This is a genomic window from Streptomyces sp. NPDC053432, from assembly GCF_055585365.1.
Genome location: NZ_JBVJKF010000036.1, coordinates 37,662 through 56,434, shown reverse-complemented (window position 1 = coordinate 56,434; position 18,773 = coordinate 37,662). Strand labels below are relative to the sequence as shown.

The following is an 18,773-nucleotide window of genomic DNA, read 5'->3' as shown; positions in this document are numbered from 1 at the left end:
GCCCGACGCGGAAGGACTATGGGACTGACGGGAAACCCCCAACCCTTCCTCGCTCCCGACCGGCCGGGGCACCGCCAAACCCGCGCCCCCACCCCGACCCGCCTCTCCCTGCCCGGGATGCGCACTGCCGCCTACCGCCCGGCCCGAACCTCCGAAGCCTCCATCCCCCGACGGCGCCCGCCACACCCCACCCGCACACGAGGGGGCGGGTGGGCAGCCGCCGAGTCGGGGTGGGGGTCGAGGGGGGTGGGGCCCCGAGCACGGTTGACGGCGTACCGGCCCCCGCCCGCCCACCCGCCCGTGCCCGCGTACCCCTACAACCGGCTCAGCGAAGCCGCCGCGAAGAGGACGTCCCTGATGGCCTCGCGGTCGCCGTGCTGGCCTACCGCCGCCTCCTCCGGGGAGATGTGGCCGGCGGCCAGCTGGCAGAACTCCATGCCGTCCAGGGCGATCTCCGCCACCGTGCGCTCCGGCGACGGTTTCGCGGCCGGGGAGTCGAGCGCGATGTCCCAGCCGCCTCCGCCCGCGCCCTCGATCTCCAGGTGGAGCGTGCGGCCCGGCGCGCCCGCCGCGACCAGGCTGCGGGCCGGAGCGGCCAGGCCCGCGCGGCGGCGCTGGGCCAGGGCGGACGGGAGCAGGCGGGCCGCCAGGTCGATCATGCGGTGCATGTGGGGGCCGGACGGCGGCTCGTACGGGTAGTCCACCGCCTCCGCGATGTCCCACGCGTGCACCCAGCACTCGAAGGCGCGCTCCAGGAACGCGTCCCCGAGCGGGAGGGCGAAGGGCCCGTAGTCCACGGACAGTTCCGCCACGCCCGTCCCGGCGAAGGACACCGTGCGGACCAGGGTGTGCCCCTGGTCGCGCCACGGCTCGCGGACATGCCGCGTCGACGGGTACGACGAGGCGCTCCAGAAGTGCTCGGTGCGGGCGGCCGGGTCGCCCTTCGGCGCGTCGGGGCCGAGCGGGTCGTCCAGGCCGAGGGCGCCCGCGACCAGGCCGTCGTCCGTCAGCAGGTGTCCGATGACCCCGGCCACCGTGGTCCGGCGCGTGCGCCGGCGCTCCTCCTCGAACCACTTCAGGCGCACCGGGGTGTGCCACTCCGAGTCCCCGAAGTCCTTGAGCAGGGCGTCGAGCCGCGCGGTCTCGGTGTCGTAAGGGCTCGCCCACACCGGCACCGGGATGCGGGCCGGCCGCTTGCCCAGGCAGTCCTCCAGCACCCGCGAGCGCAGCAGCGGTTTGAGGTCGAGGCTCTCCTCCGGGTGCAGCAGCCCGACGGCGTCGCGCAGGCGCAGCGCCTCGTCCGCGCAGGCCGCGCACTCGGTGAGGTGGTCCTCGACGGCCTGGATCTCCTCGGAGGAGCAGGCTGCCAGCGCCCACGCTCCGAGCAGGGACTTCAGTACGGCGTGCGAGGGCGGCGGCTGCGGCAGCGGGTCGGGGGCGTGCCGCGGGTCGAGGTCGTCGGCGGCTCCGCGCGGACCCGGTATGCGCGAACCCCCGCCGGGCTCCCGGAATCCGGAGTCCCCGGAGCGGCCGTCGCCACTGCCGTGGCCGTCGTATCCGTCGTCGGGCGATTCGGCGGGGCCGTTCATCGGGATGTTCCGTATTCGCTGGGGCCGTATCCGGGCGGCCGGGCCGTGTCCTCCTGCGGGAGCGTGTTGGCGGTCGACAGGAGCTGGAGGCCGAGCCGCAGCCGACGGCGCGCCTCGTCCTCGCTGATCTGGAGGTCTGCGGCGGCCTGCCGGTAGTCGCGCCGCTTGAAGTAGGCGAGTTCGAGGGCGGCGCGCAGCGGTGCGGGCATGGAGGTCACGATGTAGTCCGCGCGGGCGGCGGCGTTGGCACTGCGCACCTTCTGCTCCAGCTCCTCGCGCGATCCGCGCCCCAGCTCGGCCTGGCGCAGCCGGGCCACGGCCTGGCCCTGGGTGATCCGGGCGACCCAGGAACGCATGGAGCCCTGCTTGGGGTCGTACGCGTCCGGGTTCTCCCAGATGTAGCCGAACACCTCGCGCGTGATCCGGTCCGCCGCCTTCTCGTCGCCCAGCACCCGGTGGGCGAGGCTGTGCACGAGTGAGGCGAACCGGTCGTAGAGCTCACCGAGCGCGGCCGCCTCGCCGCGCGCGAGCCGCTGCTGCATGCGGCGGTCCCAGCGCGGTGGTACGTCCTTCGCCATAAGTGCCCCCAGCCGTGGGCCGTGTGTCGACCCATCGAATGTAATGGGCACGGAGCGTCCCGCGCCCGTTTTGGGAGAACCTCACCTCGGAAGGATTCCCTCCGTGATAGGGCCGTGGCCGGTTGTGAGCGCGCGAGCACGCGGCGCGAAGCGGTTGTGAACCCGTGGGGGCGGTGGTGCGAACGGTGTTGCGGGCGGCGGCACATGGCACAGATGTACGCGCCCCGCCGCGCTCCCCGTGCGCGGGTTCGATGCGGCCACCTCCTTGACCGCTTCGCTTAACGCGCAGGCCACATAGGCCTTACGCTCCTGTCCTGTCTTGATCTGTACCCCACCGCACATGTGAAGGCGGAACGCCGAATATGGACAGCGCAGAATACGAGCGCAAGATCGCCGCCCGATTCGCCACCTTCGACCAGGATGGGTCCGGCTATATCGACCGGGAGGACTTCAGCGCTGCCGCGAAGGCCGTCCTGGCCGAATTCGGCACCACCGCCCGGTCGGACAAGGGCCAGGCCGTCTTCGCGGGCGCCGAGGCGTTCTGGCAGGGAATGGCCGGGATCGCCGACGTGGACGGGGACCAGCGGGTCTCCCGGGAGGAGTTCATCACCGGTGCGGCGAAGCGGCTGCGGGACAATCCGCAGCGGTTCGCGGAGATCGCGCGGCCGTTCCTGCGGGCCGTGATCGCGGTGGCGGACGAGGACGGCGCCGGTGCCACGCCGGCTGCGGCGGCCCGGGTCCTGCGCGTGCTGGGCACCGCGCCCGACCTGGCCCTGCAGGTGGCCACGGCCCTGGACCCCGACGGCGACGGGCGCCTCGCGGAGGACGACGTGCTGGCGGCGTTCGCGGGGTACTGCGGCGTGGAGGCCCCCGACGCGTGACGCCTCGCCGGCGGGGCAAGGGCGGCGGGGCGGCGGGACCGAAGACGCCGCTGCGCGGCATCCTGGGCTCCGCCCGGACCCGCTCCTCAAGCGCCGGAGGGGCTGGAAGATCCAGCCCCGGCGTTTGAGGAGCGGGGGTCCGGGGGGCGGCGCCCCCGGCGACGGCGCCGCAGGGGGCGCTACGCGAAGACGACCGTGCGGGAGCCGTTCAGGAGGACCCGGTGCTCGCTGTGCCACTTCACCGCACGCGCCAGCGCCTGGCATTCCACGTCGCGCCCCACCGCCACCAGCTGGTCCGGCGTCACCTCGTGGCCGACCCGCTCGACCTCCTGCTCGATGATCGGCCCCTCGTCGAGGTCCGCCGTCACGTAGTGGGCGGTCGCGCCGATCAGCTTCACGCCCCGCGCGTGCGCCTGGTGGTACGGCTTCGCGCCCTTGAAGCTCGGCAGGAACGAGTGGTGGATGTTGATGATCCGCCCGCTCAGCTCCTTGCAGAGGTTGTCCGACAGCACCTGCATGTACCGCGCCAGCACCACCAGCTGCACGTTCTCGGCCCGCACCAGCTCCAGCAGCTCCGCCTCCGCCGCCGCCTTCGTGTCCTTCGTGACCGGGATGTGCACGAACGGGATGTCGTACGAGCCCACCAGCTCGGCGAAGTCGGTGTGGTTGGAGACGACCGCCGCGATCTCGACCGGCAGCGCCCCGATCCGCGCACGGAACAGCAGGTCGTTGAGGCAGTGGCCGAACTTGGACACCATCAGGATGATCCGCATGCGCTCGTCGGCGCGGTGGATCTGCCAGTCCATCCGGAACGAGTCGCCGATCGCTGCGAAGCTGGCGCGCAGCTTCTCGACCGTCACCTCGGGCTCGGCCTCGAAGTGCACCCGCATGAAGAAGAGCCCGGTCTCCCGGTCTCCGAACTGCTGGCTGTCCACGATGTTGCAGCCGGTCATGAAGAGGTAGCTCGACACGGCGTGCACGATGCCCTGCTTGTCGGGGCAGGACACGGTCAGAACGTACTGGGGCAGGGGCTGGGCCGGGGCCTCGTTGTGCGGGTCGCTCATGACCGCACAGCCTTTCACACCGCGCTGTCACACTGCGCAGTCACACCGTTCGGTCACACCGCGCGCGTGAGGATCCTCAGGACTTCGAGCGACGTCGGCCGCATGTCCGGCTCGTCGCCGTCCGCCGTGGCCAGTCGTACGTGGGCCTCGCGCGCCGCGCGCACCGCCTCGGGCCAGGCGTGGTGCTCCAGGTAGGCGGAGACCGGGGCGTCGGGGCCGACCTGGTGCATGATCCGGAGCACGCGCAGCACGGCGAGGTCGACCAGGGCCGCCTCCTGGGAGTCCCGGAAGATCGTGCCGACGTACTTCTCGGCGGACCAGCTGTCGAGCCAGGTGTCCTCGACGAGGCGGTACACGGCGTCGGTGACGTCCCCGTACCCCTCGGCGCCGACCAGCCACGTGTCCTCGTGGAAGGCCGGATCGGAGAGCATGTGCAGCGCCGAGCGCACGTTGCTGCGCCAGCGCCACCACGGCATGTCGTTGAGGGGCATGCCGCCCATGGTGGAGGAGCGGCTGCCCCGGCGGGAAGAGTTCTTCGGACCTTGGGCGAATGTCACGCTTTCGATCGTACGTTCCCGTTGGGCACGATCTTGAAGCGCCCGTGGGGGATCACGCCCCTGTAATTCACCTCGGCGTCACCCGATGTTGCGTCCATCTCACTCGTGAGTTACCGCCGGGGCGGAATGGTGCATGGACATGACCATCTCGCGACGCGCTGTATCCCTCTCCCGCACGTTCGTGGCCACGGCAATGGGGGCGTGGCTCGTTGCCGGATGCGGCGCTCTCCCCGGGGGCTCGGGGGGCTCCGGGGACACCCTCACCGTCATGACCTTCGCACCAGAAGGCACCAATGCGACGAACATGCCCGGAATGACCGGCATGGCCAAGGCGTACGAACGATGGGTGAATTCCAAGGGCGGCATCAACGGCCGCAAGCTCCGCGTCCTGACCTGCAACGAGAAGAACACCGCGAACGGCGCCGCCGACTGCGCCCGCAAGGCCATCGCGGAGAAGGCCATCGCCGTCGTCGGCTCCTACAGCCAGCACGGACGCGCCTTCATGGCCCCGCTGGAGGTGGAGGGCATCCCCTTCATCGGCGGGTACGGAGTCTCCTCCGAGGAGTTCCAGTCCACCCTTTCCTACCCCGTCAACGGCGGCCAGCCCGTCCTCATCGCCGGGGCCGGCCACCAGCTCGGCCGCGCCTGCGAGAAGGTCGCCCTCGTCCGGCCCGACACCCTCGTGGGCGACACCCTGCCGGTGCTGCTCAACGCCGGTCTGCGCGCCAACCAGATGCCCGACGCCTCCGACATCCGCGCCGCCGAGGACTCCGCCGACTTCACGACGCAGGCGCGCGAGGCCCTCACCAGCACCGGCGGGGGCGGCGGGGCCAAGGACGGGGTCAGGGACAAGGACAAGAACAACGGCTGTGTGACGGCGGTCCTCGGCGAGCGCACCGAAACGTTCTTCGACGCCTTCCGGCGTACCGAACCCCAGCGCAGGAAGCCGCAGATCGCCTCGGTCCTGGGCAGTGTCAGCCAGTCCCTGGTCGACCGCACCGGCGGCAAGGACAGCCCCTTCGAGGGCGCGTACGTCACCAGCTGGTACCCGGTGGCCGCCGATCCGCTCTGGCAGCCGATGAAGAAGGTCATCGCCGACTTCGCCTTCGGCGACGACACCGTCGACGCCGACGACAGCGGTACGCAGACGACCTGGATCGCCTACACGGTCCTGGACCAGGTCATCAGGGGCTTCAAGGAGAACGAGTCCATCAACGCCCGCAAGGTGGCCCGCGCGCTGAACCAGGCACAGGCCGTCAAGACCGGCGGACTCACCCCCGACCTGAGCTGGCGCTACCAGGACATGCGCGCCGTCGCCGGCTTCCCCCGCATCGTCAACGGCCGGGTCACCTTCCAGGTCGTCCAGTCCGGCCGTCTCGTGGCGCAGCCGGGGGAGCAGTCCCTGGACATGACCCCGACCCTGGAACAGGCCCCCCGGGCCGCGTAGCCGCCGACCGGCTCACAGCTGGGTCTTGTCCCGCTTGGTGAGTCCGTACTTGGCCGCGATGTTGTTCCACAGGGTCGCGGCCTGCTCCTTGGCCTTCGTCGCCTCGCCGCTCGACTTGTTGCCGTCGGAGGCGTGGGACGAGTTCTTGGCCTTGCCGTCCTTGCACTTGTCGTCGTCGACGTCGTCCGCCCAGGCGGCGTAGCTGTTGTCGGCGTCGGCGGAGGACTGCCAGGCCTTGGTGAGGGCGGCGGTGAGGCGGGCGTTGTCCGGGAGCTTGTCCACCTTCAGCTCCTGGAGCCGGGTGATCAGCTCCTCCCGCTGGCGGGCCGCGTCCCGCAGGTCGGAGGCGGCCTGGTCCAGGTTCTTGCAGCCCTTGATGTCGTCCACGGCCTTGATCACCGCGGCGCGGCTGTCGTTGCTGTCCGCGAGGAGCTTGTCGAGCTGCACGGCCTGCGGTCGGCCCGGATCGACGGCGGCATCGCCGGCCGCCGCCGTGCCGCCGGAGGCGGTGGGCGCCGGAGCGACCGCGCCGGGGTCGTTGTTCTGCGGCTTGCCGTCCCCGAGCAGCGAGCCGACACCGAGACCGACCACGACCAGGCCGATGACCACGGCCGCGATGATCGCGGGCGAGATCCTGCGCGCCGCCTCCTCCGGCGGAGGCGCCGGGGCGTACTGCTGCTGGGGCTGGGGCTGGGGCTGGTACGGGAACTGCTGCTGTGCGTGCGGCGGTACGGGGCCCTGCCCGCGCGGCGGCTGGGGCCGCTGCGGCGGCCGGCGCAGCACCGGCTCCTGGACGGGCGGCAGCTGCTGGGTGTGCCCGGCCTCCTCACCGCGGAACAGCCCGTCGAACCCGTCGGCGGGACCCGCCGGGACGGGCGGGATGTACTGCGTCGCCGCCTCGTCGTGCGCGGGCACGGGCGGTGCCGGTGCCGCCGGGCCGCCGGGGACGGGGGCGATGTACTGCGTGGCGGCCTCATGGTGCGCGGACGTCGGCGGTGCCGCCGGGCCGCCGGAGACGGGCGGCATGTACTGCGTCGCCGCCTCGTGGTGCGCGGGCACGGGCGGTGCCGGTGCCGTCGGGGCGCCCGGGACGGGAGCCATGTACTGCGTGGCCGCCTCGTGATGCGCGGGGGCAGCGGGTCCCGGCGGCGCCGCGGGGGCAGCGGGCGCCGCGGGGACGGGCGGTATGTACTGGGTGACGGCCTGCGGCAGCGGCGGATAGCCGTAGCCGTGCGGCTCGCCCGGCCCCTCGTACCCGGGACCCACCACGTGCCCGGGCGTCCCGGCCTGCGGTTCGGGGTACGCCTGCGGGTAGCCGTACGCGGGCCCGCCCGGCTCCTGCGGCGGGTACGCCGGATACCCGGACGCCGGGTCCGGACCCCACGGGGCTCCCGGCTGGGGGGCACCCCCCTGTCCGTTCTGCGTCACGGGGACTCCTTCTCCGACTCGCCCGGAACCGATCAACCGGCCGCCCACGCTACCCGGTCACCCGGCACCCCCGGCAGTCCGTCCGGGCAACTCCTCCCCGGCGGCCGGGCCTCAGTACACGTGCCCCACGTGCGCGAGCGCCTGCTTGAGCAGCACCCCGTGCCCGCCCGGCATCTCGCCCTGCAGGGCCGCGGAGCCGGCCTCCTGCGGGCTGACCCAGACGAGGTCGAGCGCGTCCTGCCGGGGGCGGCAGTCCCCGGTCACCGGCACGATGTAGGCCAGGGACACCGCGTGCTGGCGCGGGTCGTGGTACTGGGTGATGCCCGCCGTGGGGAAGTACTCGGCGACCGTGAAGGGCTGGAGCGAGGCCGGGACGCGCGGCAGGGCCACCGGTCCGAGGTCCTTCTCCAGGTTGCGCAGCAGCGCGTCGCGCACCCGCTCGTGGTGCAGGACCCGGCCGGACACCAGGGTCCGGCTGACCGTCCCGTCCGGCCCGATGCGCAGCAGCAGCCCGATATCGGTGACTTCGCCGCTGGCGTCCACGCGCACGGGAACGGCCTCGACGTACAGGATCGGCATCCGTGCCCTGGCTGTCTCCAGCTCGTCCGCGGACAGCCAGCCGGACGCGGTTTCGGTCATGTCAGACATTGCTTGATCATAATTTCCCGAGCCCCTTCACACCCCCAACTCCACCGACCCAATCCATCCCACCTCCACCAAGCGCACTTCCAGCCCCACCAGACACACTCCCCCGTCCACACCCCCAGCCCCTCCGCCCCACCTCCAGCCCTGCCCGGCACACTCCCAGCCCCGCCCGGCACACCTCCAGCCCCACCGGCAACACCTCCAGCCCCACCGGCCACACCACCAGCCCCGCCCGGCACATCTCTAGCCCCACCGGCCACACCTCCAGCCCCACCGGCCACACCACCAGCCCCGCCGGCGTTTGAGGCGCGGGGGCCCGGGGGCAGAGCCCCCGCAACGGCGCCGCACCCGGCACCCGACCGGCACCGACCCCGCCGGAGGCCCGCGGCCCGCGGCCCCGACTTCACCGACCAGCCCGGCCCGGCCGGCCCCGCCCACCCGGCCCGCCGCCAGGCGACCGGCCAGGCGACCGGCCCGCCACCAGGCGACCCGCCGCTAGGCGACCCGCCGCTAGACCCGTACCGCCGCATCCAGCCGCGCAGTGAACTCCCGCACCGCCGCCTCGTCCCGGTACGGCTCCACCCGCATCCGGAAGTCCTCCAGATACTCCGCACCCCGGCTCGACCGGAGCCCCGCCAGCAGTTCCGCCGCCTGCGCAGCGCTCTGGCAGGCCTGTTCCACCTCCCGCTGCTGCACCCGCGCCGCCGCCAGCAGCAGCATCCCGATCGCACGCCGCCGCGCCTTGCCCGCCGGCAGCCCCCGCAGCGCCTCCTCGGCCCGCCTGGCCGCCGCGTCCCCCTGCCCCAGGTCCCGGTGGCAGTGCGCCAGCTCGTCCGCGAGGTACGCCTGGTCGAAGTGGCCGATCCACACCGGGTCGTCGCCGGACTCCGGCTCGGCCCGCTCCAGCGCGGTCACCGCCCGCGAGGACAGCACGGCCGTCGCCCGGGAGTCCCCCATCAGCGCGTGCCCGCGCGCCTCGGCGGCGTAGAACATGGCCTGCACCCGCGGGGTGACCTGCCCGCGCGTCCCCTCCTGCGCGGCGCGCGCGAGCTGCGCGATCTCCCGCGGGTTGCCGAGTTCCGCGGCGAGGTGGCTCATCGAGGCGGCCAGCACGTAGCCCCCGTACGCCCGGTCCCCGGCGGCCTGGGCGAGCCTCAGCGCCTGGATGTAGTAGCGCTGGGCGAGCCCGGCCTGCCCGGTGTCGACCGCCATGTAGCCGGCGAGTTCCGTCAGCCGGGCCACCGCCGCGAACAGCGCGCGGCCCACCGGCTCCCGGTACGAGCCGCCGATCAGCCCGGACACCACGGAGTTCAGATAGTGCACCACCACCGGCCGCACGTGCCCGCTGCCGAAGCGGTGGTCGAGGTCCTTGAGGGCCTCGGTGGTCGCCCGTACGGCTTCGACGTCGGACATCCCGACGCGCGAGCCGCCGCTGCGGGCCACCTGCGAATCGGCGCCGGTGATCAGCCAGTCGCGGCTCGGCTCGACCAGCGCCGAGGCGGCCACGGACGACCCGGCCAGGAAGTCGCGGCGGCCGACGTCGCTGCGCCACAGCTCGCAGACCTGCTCGATCGCGCCGATGACGGTCGGGGAGAACTGCAGGCCGACGCCAGAGGCGAGGTTCTTGCCGTTGGCCATGCCGATCTCGTCGATGGTGACGGTGCGGCCGAGTTTGCGCCCGAGGGCCTCGGCGATGATCCCCGGCGCCCGGCCGCGCGGCTGCTGTCCGCGCAGCCAGCGGGCCACGGAGGTCTTGTCGTAGCGGAGGTCGAGGCCGTGTTCGGCCCCGCACATGTTGACGCGCCGGGCGAGCCCGGCATTGGAGCACCCGGCTTCCTGGATGAGCGCCTGAAGCCGTTCATTCGGCTGGCGCGCTACGAGAGGCCTGGCTGCCATGAAAACCCCCAGTGGCCGCGGGTGATCGTTGGAATGATCACTTCCCGCCTGATGTGCGGAGAATCATCCGCTCTGCGTCGTGTCGCTACCCAACTCCGGCGCCCCGGGCTCCTACGCGCCCCCACGTGTGCACCGGTGCGCCCCGTATGCAGGATCGATGCTCCGCCCACCGGCCGGTTTACGCCCGTAACCCCGGGTGACCCGGGCAGTTGTGATGGGCGTGGAAGAGACCATCGGAGTCACGGAGACCGCACCCATCCCCAAGCAGCGGGGCGAACTGCTGCTGGACCATGCCGTGCGGTACGCGGAAGAACGGCACTGGGACGTCTTCGCCGGCACCTGGCTGGAGCCTTCGGAGGGCCGGGAGTTGTGCTCGTGCGGGGCGGTGGACTGCGTGGCGCCCGGAGCGCACCCCGCGGTGAAGGACTGGGCCTCGCACGCCACCGGCAGCGCGGTGCAGGTCCGGCGGATCTGGGCGCGCCAGCCGGAGGCCTCGATCCTGATGCCGACGGGCCGCACCTTCGACGCGCTGGACGTGCCGGACTCGGCCGGGTTCCTGGCGCTGGCACGGCTGGAGCGGATGCAGCGCACCATCGGGCCGGTCACTCTGACGCCCCACCACCGGATGCTGTTCTTCGTCCTGCCGGGGGCCGGCGCGAAGGTCGCCGACCTGGTGCGCAAGTCGGGCTGGTCGCCTTCCGGGCTGGACCTGGTCACGCGCGGCGAGGGCGAGTACGTGGCCGCGCCGCCGACCCGCGTCGGCGGCCGGGGCTCGGTGCAGTGGGCGCGGCGGCCCACTCCGGCGAACCGGTGGCTGCCGGACACCGAGGAGCTGATCGACGTGCTGGCGTACGCCTGCGGCAGCGAGGCGGCGGAGCGCAGGCGCCGCCAGGGCTGACGGCCGGCCGCTGTGGCCGCCCGGCGGCGCCCGCACCTGCGTTTTCGCCCTGGGAACTCATGACATAAGTAACTGCTCGGCCCCCTCCCCCTCCTCCTATGGTGAGGAACGAACGACGAGTACGACCCGTACGACGAGTACGGCCAAACGGGGACGCGGAGAGAGGCGGGCGCAATGCCGGACCAGGCAGATGCGACGGGCAGGACGTACGGGACGGACGGTGCGCGATCCGCGCCGTCCGCCGTGCGGGTGGAAGGTCTGTGGAAGCGGTTCGGGGACCAGGTGGCCGTGTCCGGCATCGACCTGGAGCTGCCGGCGGGCAAGTTCATCGGTCTCGTCGGCCCCAACGGCGCCGGCAAGACGACGACGCTGTCGATGGTGACGGGCCTGCTGCGCCCGGACATGGGGCGGGTCTTCGTGGCCGGCCACGACGTGTGGGCGGACCCGGTCGAGGTGAAGTCGCGGATCGGCGTCCTGCCGGAGGGGCTGCGTCTCTTCGAGCGGCTGTCGGGGCGTGAACTGCTCGGGTACATGGGCCGTTTGCGGGGGCTGCCGGGCGAGGAGACCGACAAGCGGGCGACGCAGCTGCTGGAGGTCCTCGACCTCGCGGGCTCGCAGCACAAGCTGGTCGTGGACTACTCGACGGGCATGCGGAAGAAGATCGGCCTGGCGGCCGCGCTGCTGCACAACCCCGAAGTGCTGTTCCTGGACGAGCCGTTCGAGGGTGTGGATCCGGTGTCCGCACAGACCATCCGAGGGGTGCTGGAACGTTACACCTCGTCCGGCGCCACGGTCGTCTTCTCCTCCCACGTGATGGAGCTCGTCGAGTCGCTGTGCGACTGGGTGGCCGTGATGGCCGCCGGCCGGATCCGCGCCGCGGGCCCGCTGGCCGACGTACGGGGCTCCGCGCCCTCGCTGCAGGCCGCGTTCCTCGAACTGGTCGGCGCGCACGGGCGTGACGCGGCCGGGGATTCGCTGGACTGGCTGGGCGGCGGGGCGGGCTCCGGCTCGACCGCGGGCACCGGCTCCACCGCGGGCACCGGCTCCGCTTCCGGCTCGGGGACGGCCGCGCGATGACCGCCGCCGTCACGCCCGTCACATCCGCCGCTCCCGGCACTTCTGCCTCCCCAATGGCCTCGGTAGCGCTGACTCCGGTCTTCGTCCGGATCAAGCTGTCGCTGCTGCGCAACGGGCTGAAGGGCAACTCGAAGCGCAAGGCCGCCTGGATCAGCTCCCTGGTCTTCACCCTGGTCATCGGCTTCTTCGTCACGCTCGGCCTGGCCCTGCTGCGCGGCAACGCCCACGCGGGCACGGTCGTCGTCCTGCTGGCCGCGATCCTGGCGCTCGGCTGGGCCTTCATGCCGCTGTTCTTCCCGACCGGCGACGAGACCCTGGACCCGAGCCGGCTGGTCATGCTGCCGCTGCACCCGCGGCCGCTCGTACGGGCCCTCCTGGCCTCCTCACTGATCGGCATCGGGCCGCTGTTCACGCTGTGCCTGGCCGTCGGCTCGGTCGTGGCGGTCGCACGGGGCGGCGCGGGCATCGCCGCCGCCGTCCTCGCCGTCCCCCTCCTGATCCTCGGCTGCGTGGCCCTGGCGCGCGCGGTGGCCACGGCCAACGTGCGACTGCTGACCAGCCGCAAGGGCCGCGACCTGGCGCTGCTGAGCGGTCTGCTGATCGCGCTGGGCGGGCAGCTGGTCAACTTCGCCAGCCAGCGCCTGTTCCAGTCGGGCGGGCTCGCCCAGCTGGAGCCGGCGGAGGCGGTCGTGCGGTGGCTGCCCCCGGCGACGGCCGTCGGCATGGTCGACTCCGCGAGCGAGGGCTCCTACGGCGTCGCCGCCGCCCAGCTGGCCCTGACCCTGGCGGCACTGGCCGGGCTGCTGTGGTTCTGGGAGCGCAGCCTGACCAAGCTGATGGTCACCCCGGACGGCTCGACCATCGCCGCGGCCAAGCCCGACAAGGACCGCGGCACGGGCGGCGGGTTCTGGTCGCTCCTGCCGGGCGGACGCACGGGCGCGGCCATGCAGCGCACCCTGCGTTACGTCGTGCGCGACCCGAAGACGAAGTCGGCGTGGGTGACGGCACTGGCGATCGGCGTGATCGTCCCGGTCTTCAACGCCCTGCAGGGCACCGGCTCCGTCTACCTCGCCTGCTTCGGCGCGGGGATGCTGGGCGTGCAGATGTACAACCAGTTCGGGCAGGACACCTCCGCCTTCTGGATGGTCGCCCAGACCATCGCCACCCCGCGCGACGCGTACGTGGAACTGCGCGCCCGCGCCGGTGCGCTGGCGCTGGTCACCGTCCCGTACACGGTGCTGGTCACGGCGCTCACGGCCGGGCTGGTCGGCAACTGGGGCGGCTTCCCGGCCGCGCTGGGCCTGGCCCTCGGCCTGCTGGGCTCGATGCTCTGCACGGGCGCCCTGGCCTCGGCGCGGTTCCCGTACTCGATCCCCTCGGACGGCGCCTTCAAGAACGTCGCCCCGGGCCAGGCGGGACTCGCCTGGAGCGGCATCTTCGGCGGACTGATCGCCTCGGCGCTGATCAGCTCCCCGGTGATCGCCCTGACGGTCTGGGCCGTGGTGACGGACCAGCAGTCCCTCGGCTGGCTCCTGCTCCCCGCGGGCGTCGCCTGGGGCGCCCTGGCCGCCTGGGCGGGCCTGCGGATCGCGGCCCCGATGGTGGCGCGGAAGCTGCCGGAGATCCTTCAGGCCGTCAGCAAGGGCTGAGGAAGGACACGAAGGGCCGGTCCCCACACCACCTCTCGGGGTGCTCGGGACCGGCCCTTCCGTGCGCCGTCAGGGGGCGTCCGTCATGAGGCGTCTGCCTTGATTCCCTCCAGGAAGGGCTCCAGGGCCGCACGCCAGGCGGCCGGCTGGTCGTAGTGGAGGTAGTGGCCCGCGTCGGGGATTTCGGCGTACTGGCCGGCGGGGAGGACGCGGACCATTTCCTGGGCCTCCGCGCGGCCGAGCTCGCCGTCGAGGCCGCGGACGACCAGGGTCGGGCAGCGGACCTGGGCGAGCTCCTCCCAGTGCGCGTCGTGGACCCAGGTTTCACGGGCCGTCAGCATCTGGCGGCGGGAGAACAGGGGGCGCCAGCCGTCCGCGGCCTGGTACATCACCTCGGCGAAGAAGGCTCCGCGGCCGGGGTCGGGGCGTTCCACCCGGGGGTCGTCCTCGCCGAACCAGCGGCGGGCCGCGTCCTGCGTGGGGAAGGGGAGGGGCCAGCGGGTGAACCACTCCTCCCATTCCCGCTGGGAGGCTTCGCCGAGGGCCGAGGCGCGCATGTCGCAGATGACCAGGGCTTCGACCAGGTCCGGGCGGCGGGCGGCGAGCTGCCAGGCGGTGAGGGCGCCCATGGAGTGGCCGATCAGGGTGACGGGTGCGAGGCCGAGCTGCTCGACGGCGGCCTCGGCGTCGGCCACGAAGGCCTCCCGCCCCAGGGACGTGTGCGGCGCGGGGCCGCTGCGCGGGCGCTCGCTCTGGCCGTGTCCCCGCTGGTCCAGAGCCACCACGCGGCGGCGCTCGGCGAGCCAGCGGGCGGTGGAGGCCCAGTGGAAGGCGCGGCCCATCAGGCCGTGCAGTAACAGCACGCCCGGTCGGGGGTCCGCCTCCGGGCCCGGTTCGCGGAACTCCCAGGCGGCCAGGCGCACACCATCTGCCCCTGTCACATCGATGCGCTGTACCACCGAAGATGCACCCCCTTCGCTCCCGGCCAGACTATCGAACCCGCATTCGAAAACGGACTTCCCGCCGACAACACCGCTCTTTCGAGTGACCTTGCTCAAGGATTGGCCGCCGCTGCCGATGGAGATCCTTTCAACAGGGAGGCGGGCCGATCGGGGAAGACGGTCCGAAGGGGAAGACCTTGAGAGCTCGGGGCTCCAGGTCACCAGGGGAGGATCGGTCCCGGCGCCGCAAGGCGCCGGGACCGTCCACACACCAGAGCACGCTCAGCACAGCACACCATGCCGGAGCCGCCGGCGTCAGCGCTTCGGCGTCAGCGCACCGCCTCGCGTCAGCGCTTGGCCACGAACACGTGCGAGGCGACGTCCGCCTCCAGCTCCGCGGCCTCGCCGCCGCTGCCGACGAGCACCCCGCCCGGGGACTCCGTCACGCTGACCACCGAGCCGGGCTGCACGCCCGCCCGCCGCAGCGTGTACATCAGCTGGGCGTCCGTCTGGATCGGCTCCCCGATCCGGCGCACGACCACGGTCTTGCCCTCGGTGCCCGGGTCGAGCTCCGACAGGCTCACCATGCCGTCCTCCAGGAACGGGTCGGCCTCGGCCTTCTCCCCCAGCTCCTCCAGCCCCGGGATCGGGTTCCCGTACGGCGACTCGGTCGGGTGACGCAGCAGCTCCAGCACCCGCCGCTCCACCGCCTCGCTCATCACGTGCTCCCAGCGGCAGGCCTCGGCGTGCACCTGCTCCCACTCCAGGCCGATGACGTCGACGAGCAGGCACTCGGCGAGCCGGTGCTTGCGCATCACGCGCGTCGCCAGCCGCCGGCCCTCGTCGGTCAGCTCCAGGTGCCGGTCGCTGGCCACGGCCACCAGGCCGTCGCGCTCCATCCGCGCCACCGTCTGGCTGACCGTCGGGCCGCTCTGGTCGAGCCGCTCGGCGATCCGGGCGCGCATGGGGACCACACCTTCCTCTTCCAGCTCAAGGATGGTGCGGAGATACATCTCCGTGGTGTCGATCAGTCCGGACATTCGTGCCCCTCGGATTGCGTGCGCTGGCCCTGTCCCCAATTCTGACGCATCGGGCCGACAACCGTCCCGTGTCGAGCGTCAAGCCCCGTCCCGGACATGTCCCCGACACATCGAGCTCCGGGATTGACGTTCGTATTGACACGCCCTTGGTCCAGACCGCACGGTGAGCGGCGAACACGCACGCACCCCCAACCCCCACCCTTCGGAAGGGCCATCGGCGTATGAGCGAGAGCAAGCTGGCCGGTCAGTTCTTCGACGCCGCCATCGGCCTGCTGGAGCGGGTGCGCGACGAGGAGGGATCGCGCATCGCCGAGGCCGGCGCCCTCGTCGCCGACGCCGTCGCCTCCGGGAACCGGCTCTTCGCGTTCGGCGCCGGGCACTCCTCCCTGCCCGCCCAGGACGTGGTCTACCGGGCCGGCGGCCTGGCCCTGATGAACTTCCTCGCCGTCCCGGGCACGGCGGGCGTCGACGTCATGCCCGCCACCCTCGGCAGCGCCCTGGAGCGGGTCGACGGCCTGGCCGGGGCCGTCCTGGACAGCAGCCCCGCCTCCGAGGGCGACGTCCTCGTGATCATCTCCCTCTCCGGCCGCAACGCCCTGCCGGTCGAGATGGCCATGAACGCCCGCGCCCTCGGCCTCAAGGTCATCGGCGTGACCTCGGTGGCCTACGCGACCGGGACCAAGTCGCGGCACGTCTCCGGCACCTTCCTGAAGGACCACTGCGACGTGGTCCTGGACAGCAAGATCGCGGTCGGCGACGCCGAGCTGACCCTCGACGGCATCGAGGCCCCCTTCGCCCCCGCCTCCACGGTCGTCACCAGCGCGATCATGCAGGCGGTCATGGCCGCGGCGGCCGGCGAACTCGTCGCCCGCGGCATCGAGCCGCCGCTGCTGCGCTCGGGCAACGTGGACGGCGGCCACGAGTGGAACGGCCGCGTCATGCAGGAATACGGGGACCGGATCTTCTTCCGACACTGAGGACCCGTGATCGGCAAGTCGCTTTGCACCTCCGGTTGTTGATCTTTAGGATCCATCGGCGGACGGGCGCGACCCGCGCCCGCGACACCGTCGGACTTATCCGACATCTGGGGGATTTCACGTGATCGCTTTCATGCGCAAGTCGGCACGCAGGATAAGCACCATCGGGGCAGCCATCGCCCTCGCGGGCACCGCCGTCGTCGCCGGCCCCGCCTCGCCTGCGGCGGCCGACGAGTACGTGCACTTCATCTGGAACCTCAACAGCAAGAAGTGCCTGGTGACCCAGGGCTTCGGGGACGGCGCGGCCGCCTTCCAGTACCAATGCAACACGACGTACGGGGACCAGAAGTGGTGGCTCGACTGGTCGCACGACGGCGGCCGGGGGGCGATGATCAAGAACGCCTACAGCGGGAAGTGCCTCACGGCCCAGGGCTTCGGCGACTCGGGAGCGTTCCAGTACACCTGCTACCCGTACGCGGACCAGCTCTGGGAGGTGCAGGGCACGCGGGAGGACGGCTACCAGCTCAAGAACGTCAACAGCGGGAAGTGCCTGGTCGTCCAGGGCCTCACCAACGGCAACGGGGCGTTCCAGACCGCCTGTGACCGGCGCTTCGCCGACCAGCTCTGGGAGTTCTGACCGCACCCACGGCCCCCGGATCATGACCGGTCGGCCAGGTCGAGGTCGGCGGCCACCCGGGCCGCCACCTCCTCCGCGTACGAGGCGTCCGCGCGCTCGAACGCCGGCCGTGAGGGCCCGCGCAGGAAGGTCAGCACCCCCAGGGTCCGCCCCCGGCTGCGCAGCACCGTGCACAGACCGTGCGCCGCGCCCTCCGGCCACTGGCGGGCCCGCGCCCACTCCGGGTCCGCCTCGCCGCGGGGGGAGCCCGCGCGCACCGAACCGATCCGGTCCAGCGCCTGCAACGCCGGGTGACCGGCCGCGTACCGTACGGGAATCGATCCGGGTCCCGGCAGCTCGGGCGGCGAGGCCGCCGACCGTACGAGCCTGCGCCGCTCCAGGCCGGCCGAGGGGTCCAGTACGTCCAGCAGCGCGTGCTCGGCGAAGCCCGCCAGGGCGAAGTCCAGGCGTACGGCCGCCGCCTCCGCCGGGTCCTCGCACTCGGCGGCGGCCCGCCCCGCCCGGTGCAGCTGGTGGGCGCGGAAGCGCAGCTGCGCGGTGTCCAGCTGCGCCTGCCGCTCCTCGGTGACGTCCTGGAACACCCAGCCGACCCCCAGCGGCACCGGCTGCTCGGCGAGTGGCGAGGCCAGCCGCAGGAACCCGCACCTCCAGCACCGCCGCCGCACCCCCTCGGGCGTGCGCACCGAGACCCACAGCTCGACGGGCGCGGGCGGCGCCCCCTCGGCGAGGACGTGCTGGAGGGCGCCCTCCAGCTCCTCCACGCCCTGCGTCAGCAGCTCCCCCAGCGGCCTGCCGAGCAGTACGGTGCGGCCGGTGCCGAAGGCGCGCGCGGCGTGGGCGTTGACCACGGCGGGCCGCAGGTCGACGTCGACCAGGACGACGCCCCAGGAGGCGTCCTCCATCAGGGCCTCGCTGAGCGCGATGGACCGCTCCAGGTCGATCTGCGCGTGCACCTCGCTGAACGCGCAGTACACCCCGGCGGGTTTGCCGTCCGCGCCCGGCACCCCGGCGGACTGGGTCCGTACGAGGACCCGCCCGCCGTCCTTGGTCAGCAGCGCGAACTCGTGGACCTGCCGCCCGGGAGCGTCCTGGGCGGCCATGAGTCTGTCCTGTACGTCCTGGGCGTCGGCGGGCCGTACCGCCCAACCCTCGAACCCCTTGCGGCCCACGGCCTCGGCCGCCGACCAGCCCAGGATCCGCTCGGCCTCGCGGTTCCAGTGGGTGATCACGCCGTCGGAGTCGAACGCGCACAAGGCGGCGTCCATCCCGTCCAGCAGCGCTGCGAGCAGATCGTCGGCGGTCTCGTTACGTCCGGAAGCACTCACCTGGCACCCCCTGCAGGTTCGCGTGTGCGGCACGTCAGATCATTGAACGCGAACGTGACGCAGCACACACTGCTTTCCGCGGATTGGGTACGCGAAACCCGGTGGGATTTCTGCGGGACGGGCCGAGGAACACGGTGTGGCCCG

17 protein-coding genes are annotated in these 18,773 nt (G+C 72.7%); 7 read left to right on the top strand and 10 right to left on the bottom strand.

The genetic code is table 11. The features are described 5' to 3' along the window. Positions 1–314: 314 nt before the first annotated feature. Positions 315–1,589 (bottom strand): maleylpyruvate isomerase N-terminal domain-containing protein, encoded by a 1,275-nt coding sequence (locus tag ACZ6Y1_RS35980; protein WP_469640088.1) that lies wholly within the window; start codon positions 1,587–1,589, stop codon positions 315–317. Then, positions 1,586–2,167, bottom strand: a complete 582-nt coding sequence (locus tag ACZ6Y1_RS35975; RefSeq protein ID WP_469640086.1) for a sigma-70 family RNA polymerase sigma factor — start codon at positions 2,165–2,167, stop codon at positions 1,586–1,588. The genes ACZ6Y1_RS35980 and ACZ6Y1_RS35975 overlap by 4 nt, the downstream gene beginning before the upstream one ends. 362 nt (positions 2,168–2,529) lie before the next feature. Between ACZ6Y1_RS35975 and ACZ6Y1_RS35970 the strand changes: the two genes are divergently transcribed. Continuing rightward, positions 2,530–3,048 (top strand): EF-hand domain-containing protein, encoded by a 519-nt coding sequence (locus ACZ6Y1_RS35970; RefSeq protein ID WP_469640084.1) that lies wholly within the window; start codon positions 2,530–2,532, stop codon positions 3,046–3,048. A gap of 179 nt (positions 3,049–3,227) precedes the next feature. On the opposite strand, the gene purU is transcribed toward ACZ6Y1_RS35970, so the two are convergent. Both purU and ACZ6Y1_RS35960 read right to left on the bottom strand, forming a co-directional pair. After that, positions 3,228–4,112, bottom strand: coding sequence for a formyltetrahydrofolate deformylase (gene purU, locus ACZ6Y1_RS35965; RefSeq protein WP_469640082.1), 885 nt, complete (start codon positions 4,110–4,112; stop codon positions 3,228–3,230). 53 nt (positions 4,113–4,165) lie between these two features. Continuing rightward, positions 4,166–4,612 (bottom strand): SCO4402 family protein, encoded by a 447-nt coding sequence (locus ACZ6Y1_RS35960; protein ID WP_469640095.1) that lies wholly within the window; start codon positions 4,610–4,612, stop codon positions 4,166–4,168. 196 nt (positions 4,613–4,808) lie between these two features. On the opposite strand from ACZ6Y1_RS35960, the gene ACZ6Y1_RS35955 reads away from it, so the two are divergent. Beyond that, positions 4,809–6,116 carry an ABC transporter substrate-binding protein gene (locus ACZ6Y1_RS35955; protein ID WP_469640080.1) on the top strand — a complete coding sequence of 436 codons (1,308 nt, stop codon included), beginning with the start codon at positions 4,809–4,811 and terminating at the stop codon, positions 6,114–6,116. Positions 6,117–6,128: 12 nt separating this feature from the next. Here the strand turns inward: ACZ6Y1_RS35955 and ACZ6Y1_RS35950 are convergent, their stop codons facing one another. The 3 genes from ACZ6Y1_RS35950 to ACZ6Y1_RS35940 all read right to left on the bottom strand — a co-directional run bounded on the left by ACZ6Y1_RS35950 (position 6,129) and on the right by ACZ6Y1_RS35940 (position 10,085). Next, positions 6,129–7,544, bottom strand: coding sequence for a hypothetical protein (locus ACZ6Y1_RS35950; RefSeq protein WP_469640078.1), 1,416 nt, complete (start codon positions 7,542–7,544; stop codon positions 6,129–6,131). A 111-nt stretch (positions 7,545–7,655) separates the two neighbouring features. Further along, positions 7,656–8,192, bottom strand: coding sequence for an NUDIX hydrolase family protein (locus ACZ6Y1_RS35945; RefSeq protein ID WP_469640075.1), 537 nt, complete (start codon positions 8,190–8,192; stop codon positions 7,656–7,658). A gap of 507 nt (positions 8,193–8,699) precedes the next feature. Continuing rightward, positions 8,700–10,085 carry a transcriptional regulator gene (locus ACZ6Y1_RS35940; protein WP_469640073.1) on the bottom strand — a complete coding sequence of 462 codons (1,386 nt, stop codon included), beginning with the start codon at positions 10,083–10,085 and terminating at the stop codon, positions 8,700–8,702. Between the two features lie 214 nt (positions 10,086–10,299). Here ACZ6Y1_RS35940 and ACZ6Y1_RS35935 point away from each other — a divergent pair, with 214 nt between their 5' ends. The 3 genes from ACZ6Y1_RS35935 to ACZ6Y1_RS35925 all read left to right on the top strand — a co-directional run bounded on the left by ACZ6Y1_RS35935 (position 10,300) and on the right by ACZ6Y1_RS35925 (position 13,709). Further along, the gene (locus ACZ6Y1_RS35935; RefSeq protein WP_469640071.1) at positions 10,300–10,983 is read left to right on the top strand and encodes a bifunctional DNA primase/polymerase; all 684 of its coding nucleotides are present in this window, start codon (positions 10,300–10,302) and stop codon (positions 10,981–10,983) included. Positions 10,984–11,157: 174 nt separating this feature from the next. After that, entirely contained in the window at positions 11,158–12,060 is a 903-nt protein-coding gene (locus tag ACZ6Y1_RS35930) for an ABC transporter ATP-binding protein (RefSeq protein ID WP_469640068.1), read from the top strand. Beyond that, on the top strand, positions 12,057–13,709 hold the full coding sequence (locus ACZ6Y1_RS35925; protein ID WP_469640066.1) for a transporter: 1,653 nt from the start codon (positions 12,057–12,059) through the stop codon (positions 13,707–13,709). Before ACZ6Y1_RS35930 ends, ACZ6Y1_RS35925 begins: the two co-directional genes overlap by 4 nt. An 83-nt stretch (positions 13,710–13,792) precedes the next feature. Here ACZ6Y1_RS35925 and ACZ6Y1_RS35920 read toward each other — a convergent pair whose 3' ends face one another. Together ACZ6Y1_RS35920 and ACZ6Y1_RS35915 are read right to left on the bottom strand one after the other, a co-directional pair. Then, positions 13,793–14,668, bottom strand: coding sequence for an alpha/beta fold hydrolase (locus ACZ6Y1_RS35920; protein WP_469640064.1), 876 nt, complete (start codon positions 14,666–14,668; stop codon positions 13,793–13,795). Positions 14,669–14,997: 329 nt separating this feature from the next. Further along, positions 14,998–15,690 carry a metal-dependent transcriptional regulator gene (locus ACZ6Y1_RS35915; protein WP_384582497.1) on the bottom strand — a complete coding sequence of 231 codons (693 nt, stop codon included), beginning with the start codon at positions 15,688–15,690 and terminating at the stop codon, positions 14,998–15,000. A gap of 221 nt (positions 15,691–15,911) precedes the next feature. Here ACZ6Y1_RS35915 and ACZ6Y1_RS35910 point away from each other — a divergent pair, with 221 nt between their 5' ends. After that, positions 15,912–16,667 carry an SIS domain-containing protein gene (locus tag ACZ6Y1_RS35910; RefSeq protein ID WP_469640062.1) on the top strand — a complete coding sequence of 252 codons (756 nt, stop codon included), beginning with the start codon at positions 15,912–15,914 and terminating at the stop codon, positions 16,665–16,667. A 121-nt stretch (positions 16,668–16,788) separates the two neighbouring features. Further along, positions 16,789–17,304, top strand: a complete 516-nt coding sequence (locus tag ACZ6Y1_RS35905; protein ID WP_469640060.1) for an RICIN domain-containing protein — start codon at positions 16,789–16,791, stop codon at positions 17,302–17,304. Positions 17,305–17,324: 20 nt separating this feature from the next. Here the strand turns inward: ACZ6Y1_RS35905 and ACZ6Y1_RS35900 are convergent, their stop codons facing one another. Then, on the bottom strand, positions 17,325–18,629 hold the full coding sequence (locus ACZ6Y1_RS35900; protein WP_469640058.1) for a PAS domain-containing protein: 1,305 nt from the start codon (positions 18,627–18,629) through the stop codon (positions 17,325–17,327). Positions 18,630–18,773 lie beyond the last annotated feature (144 nt).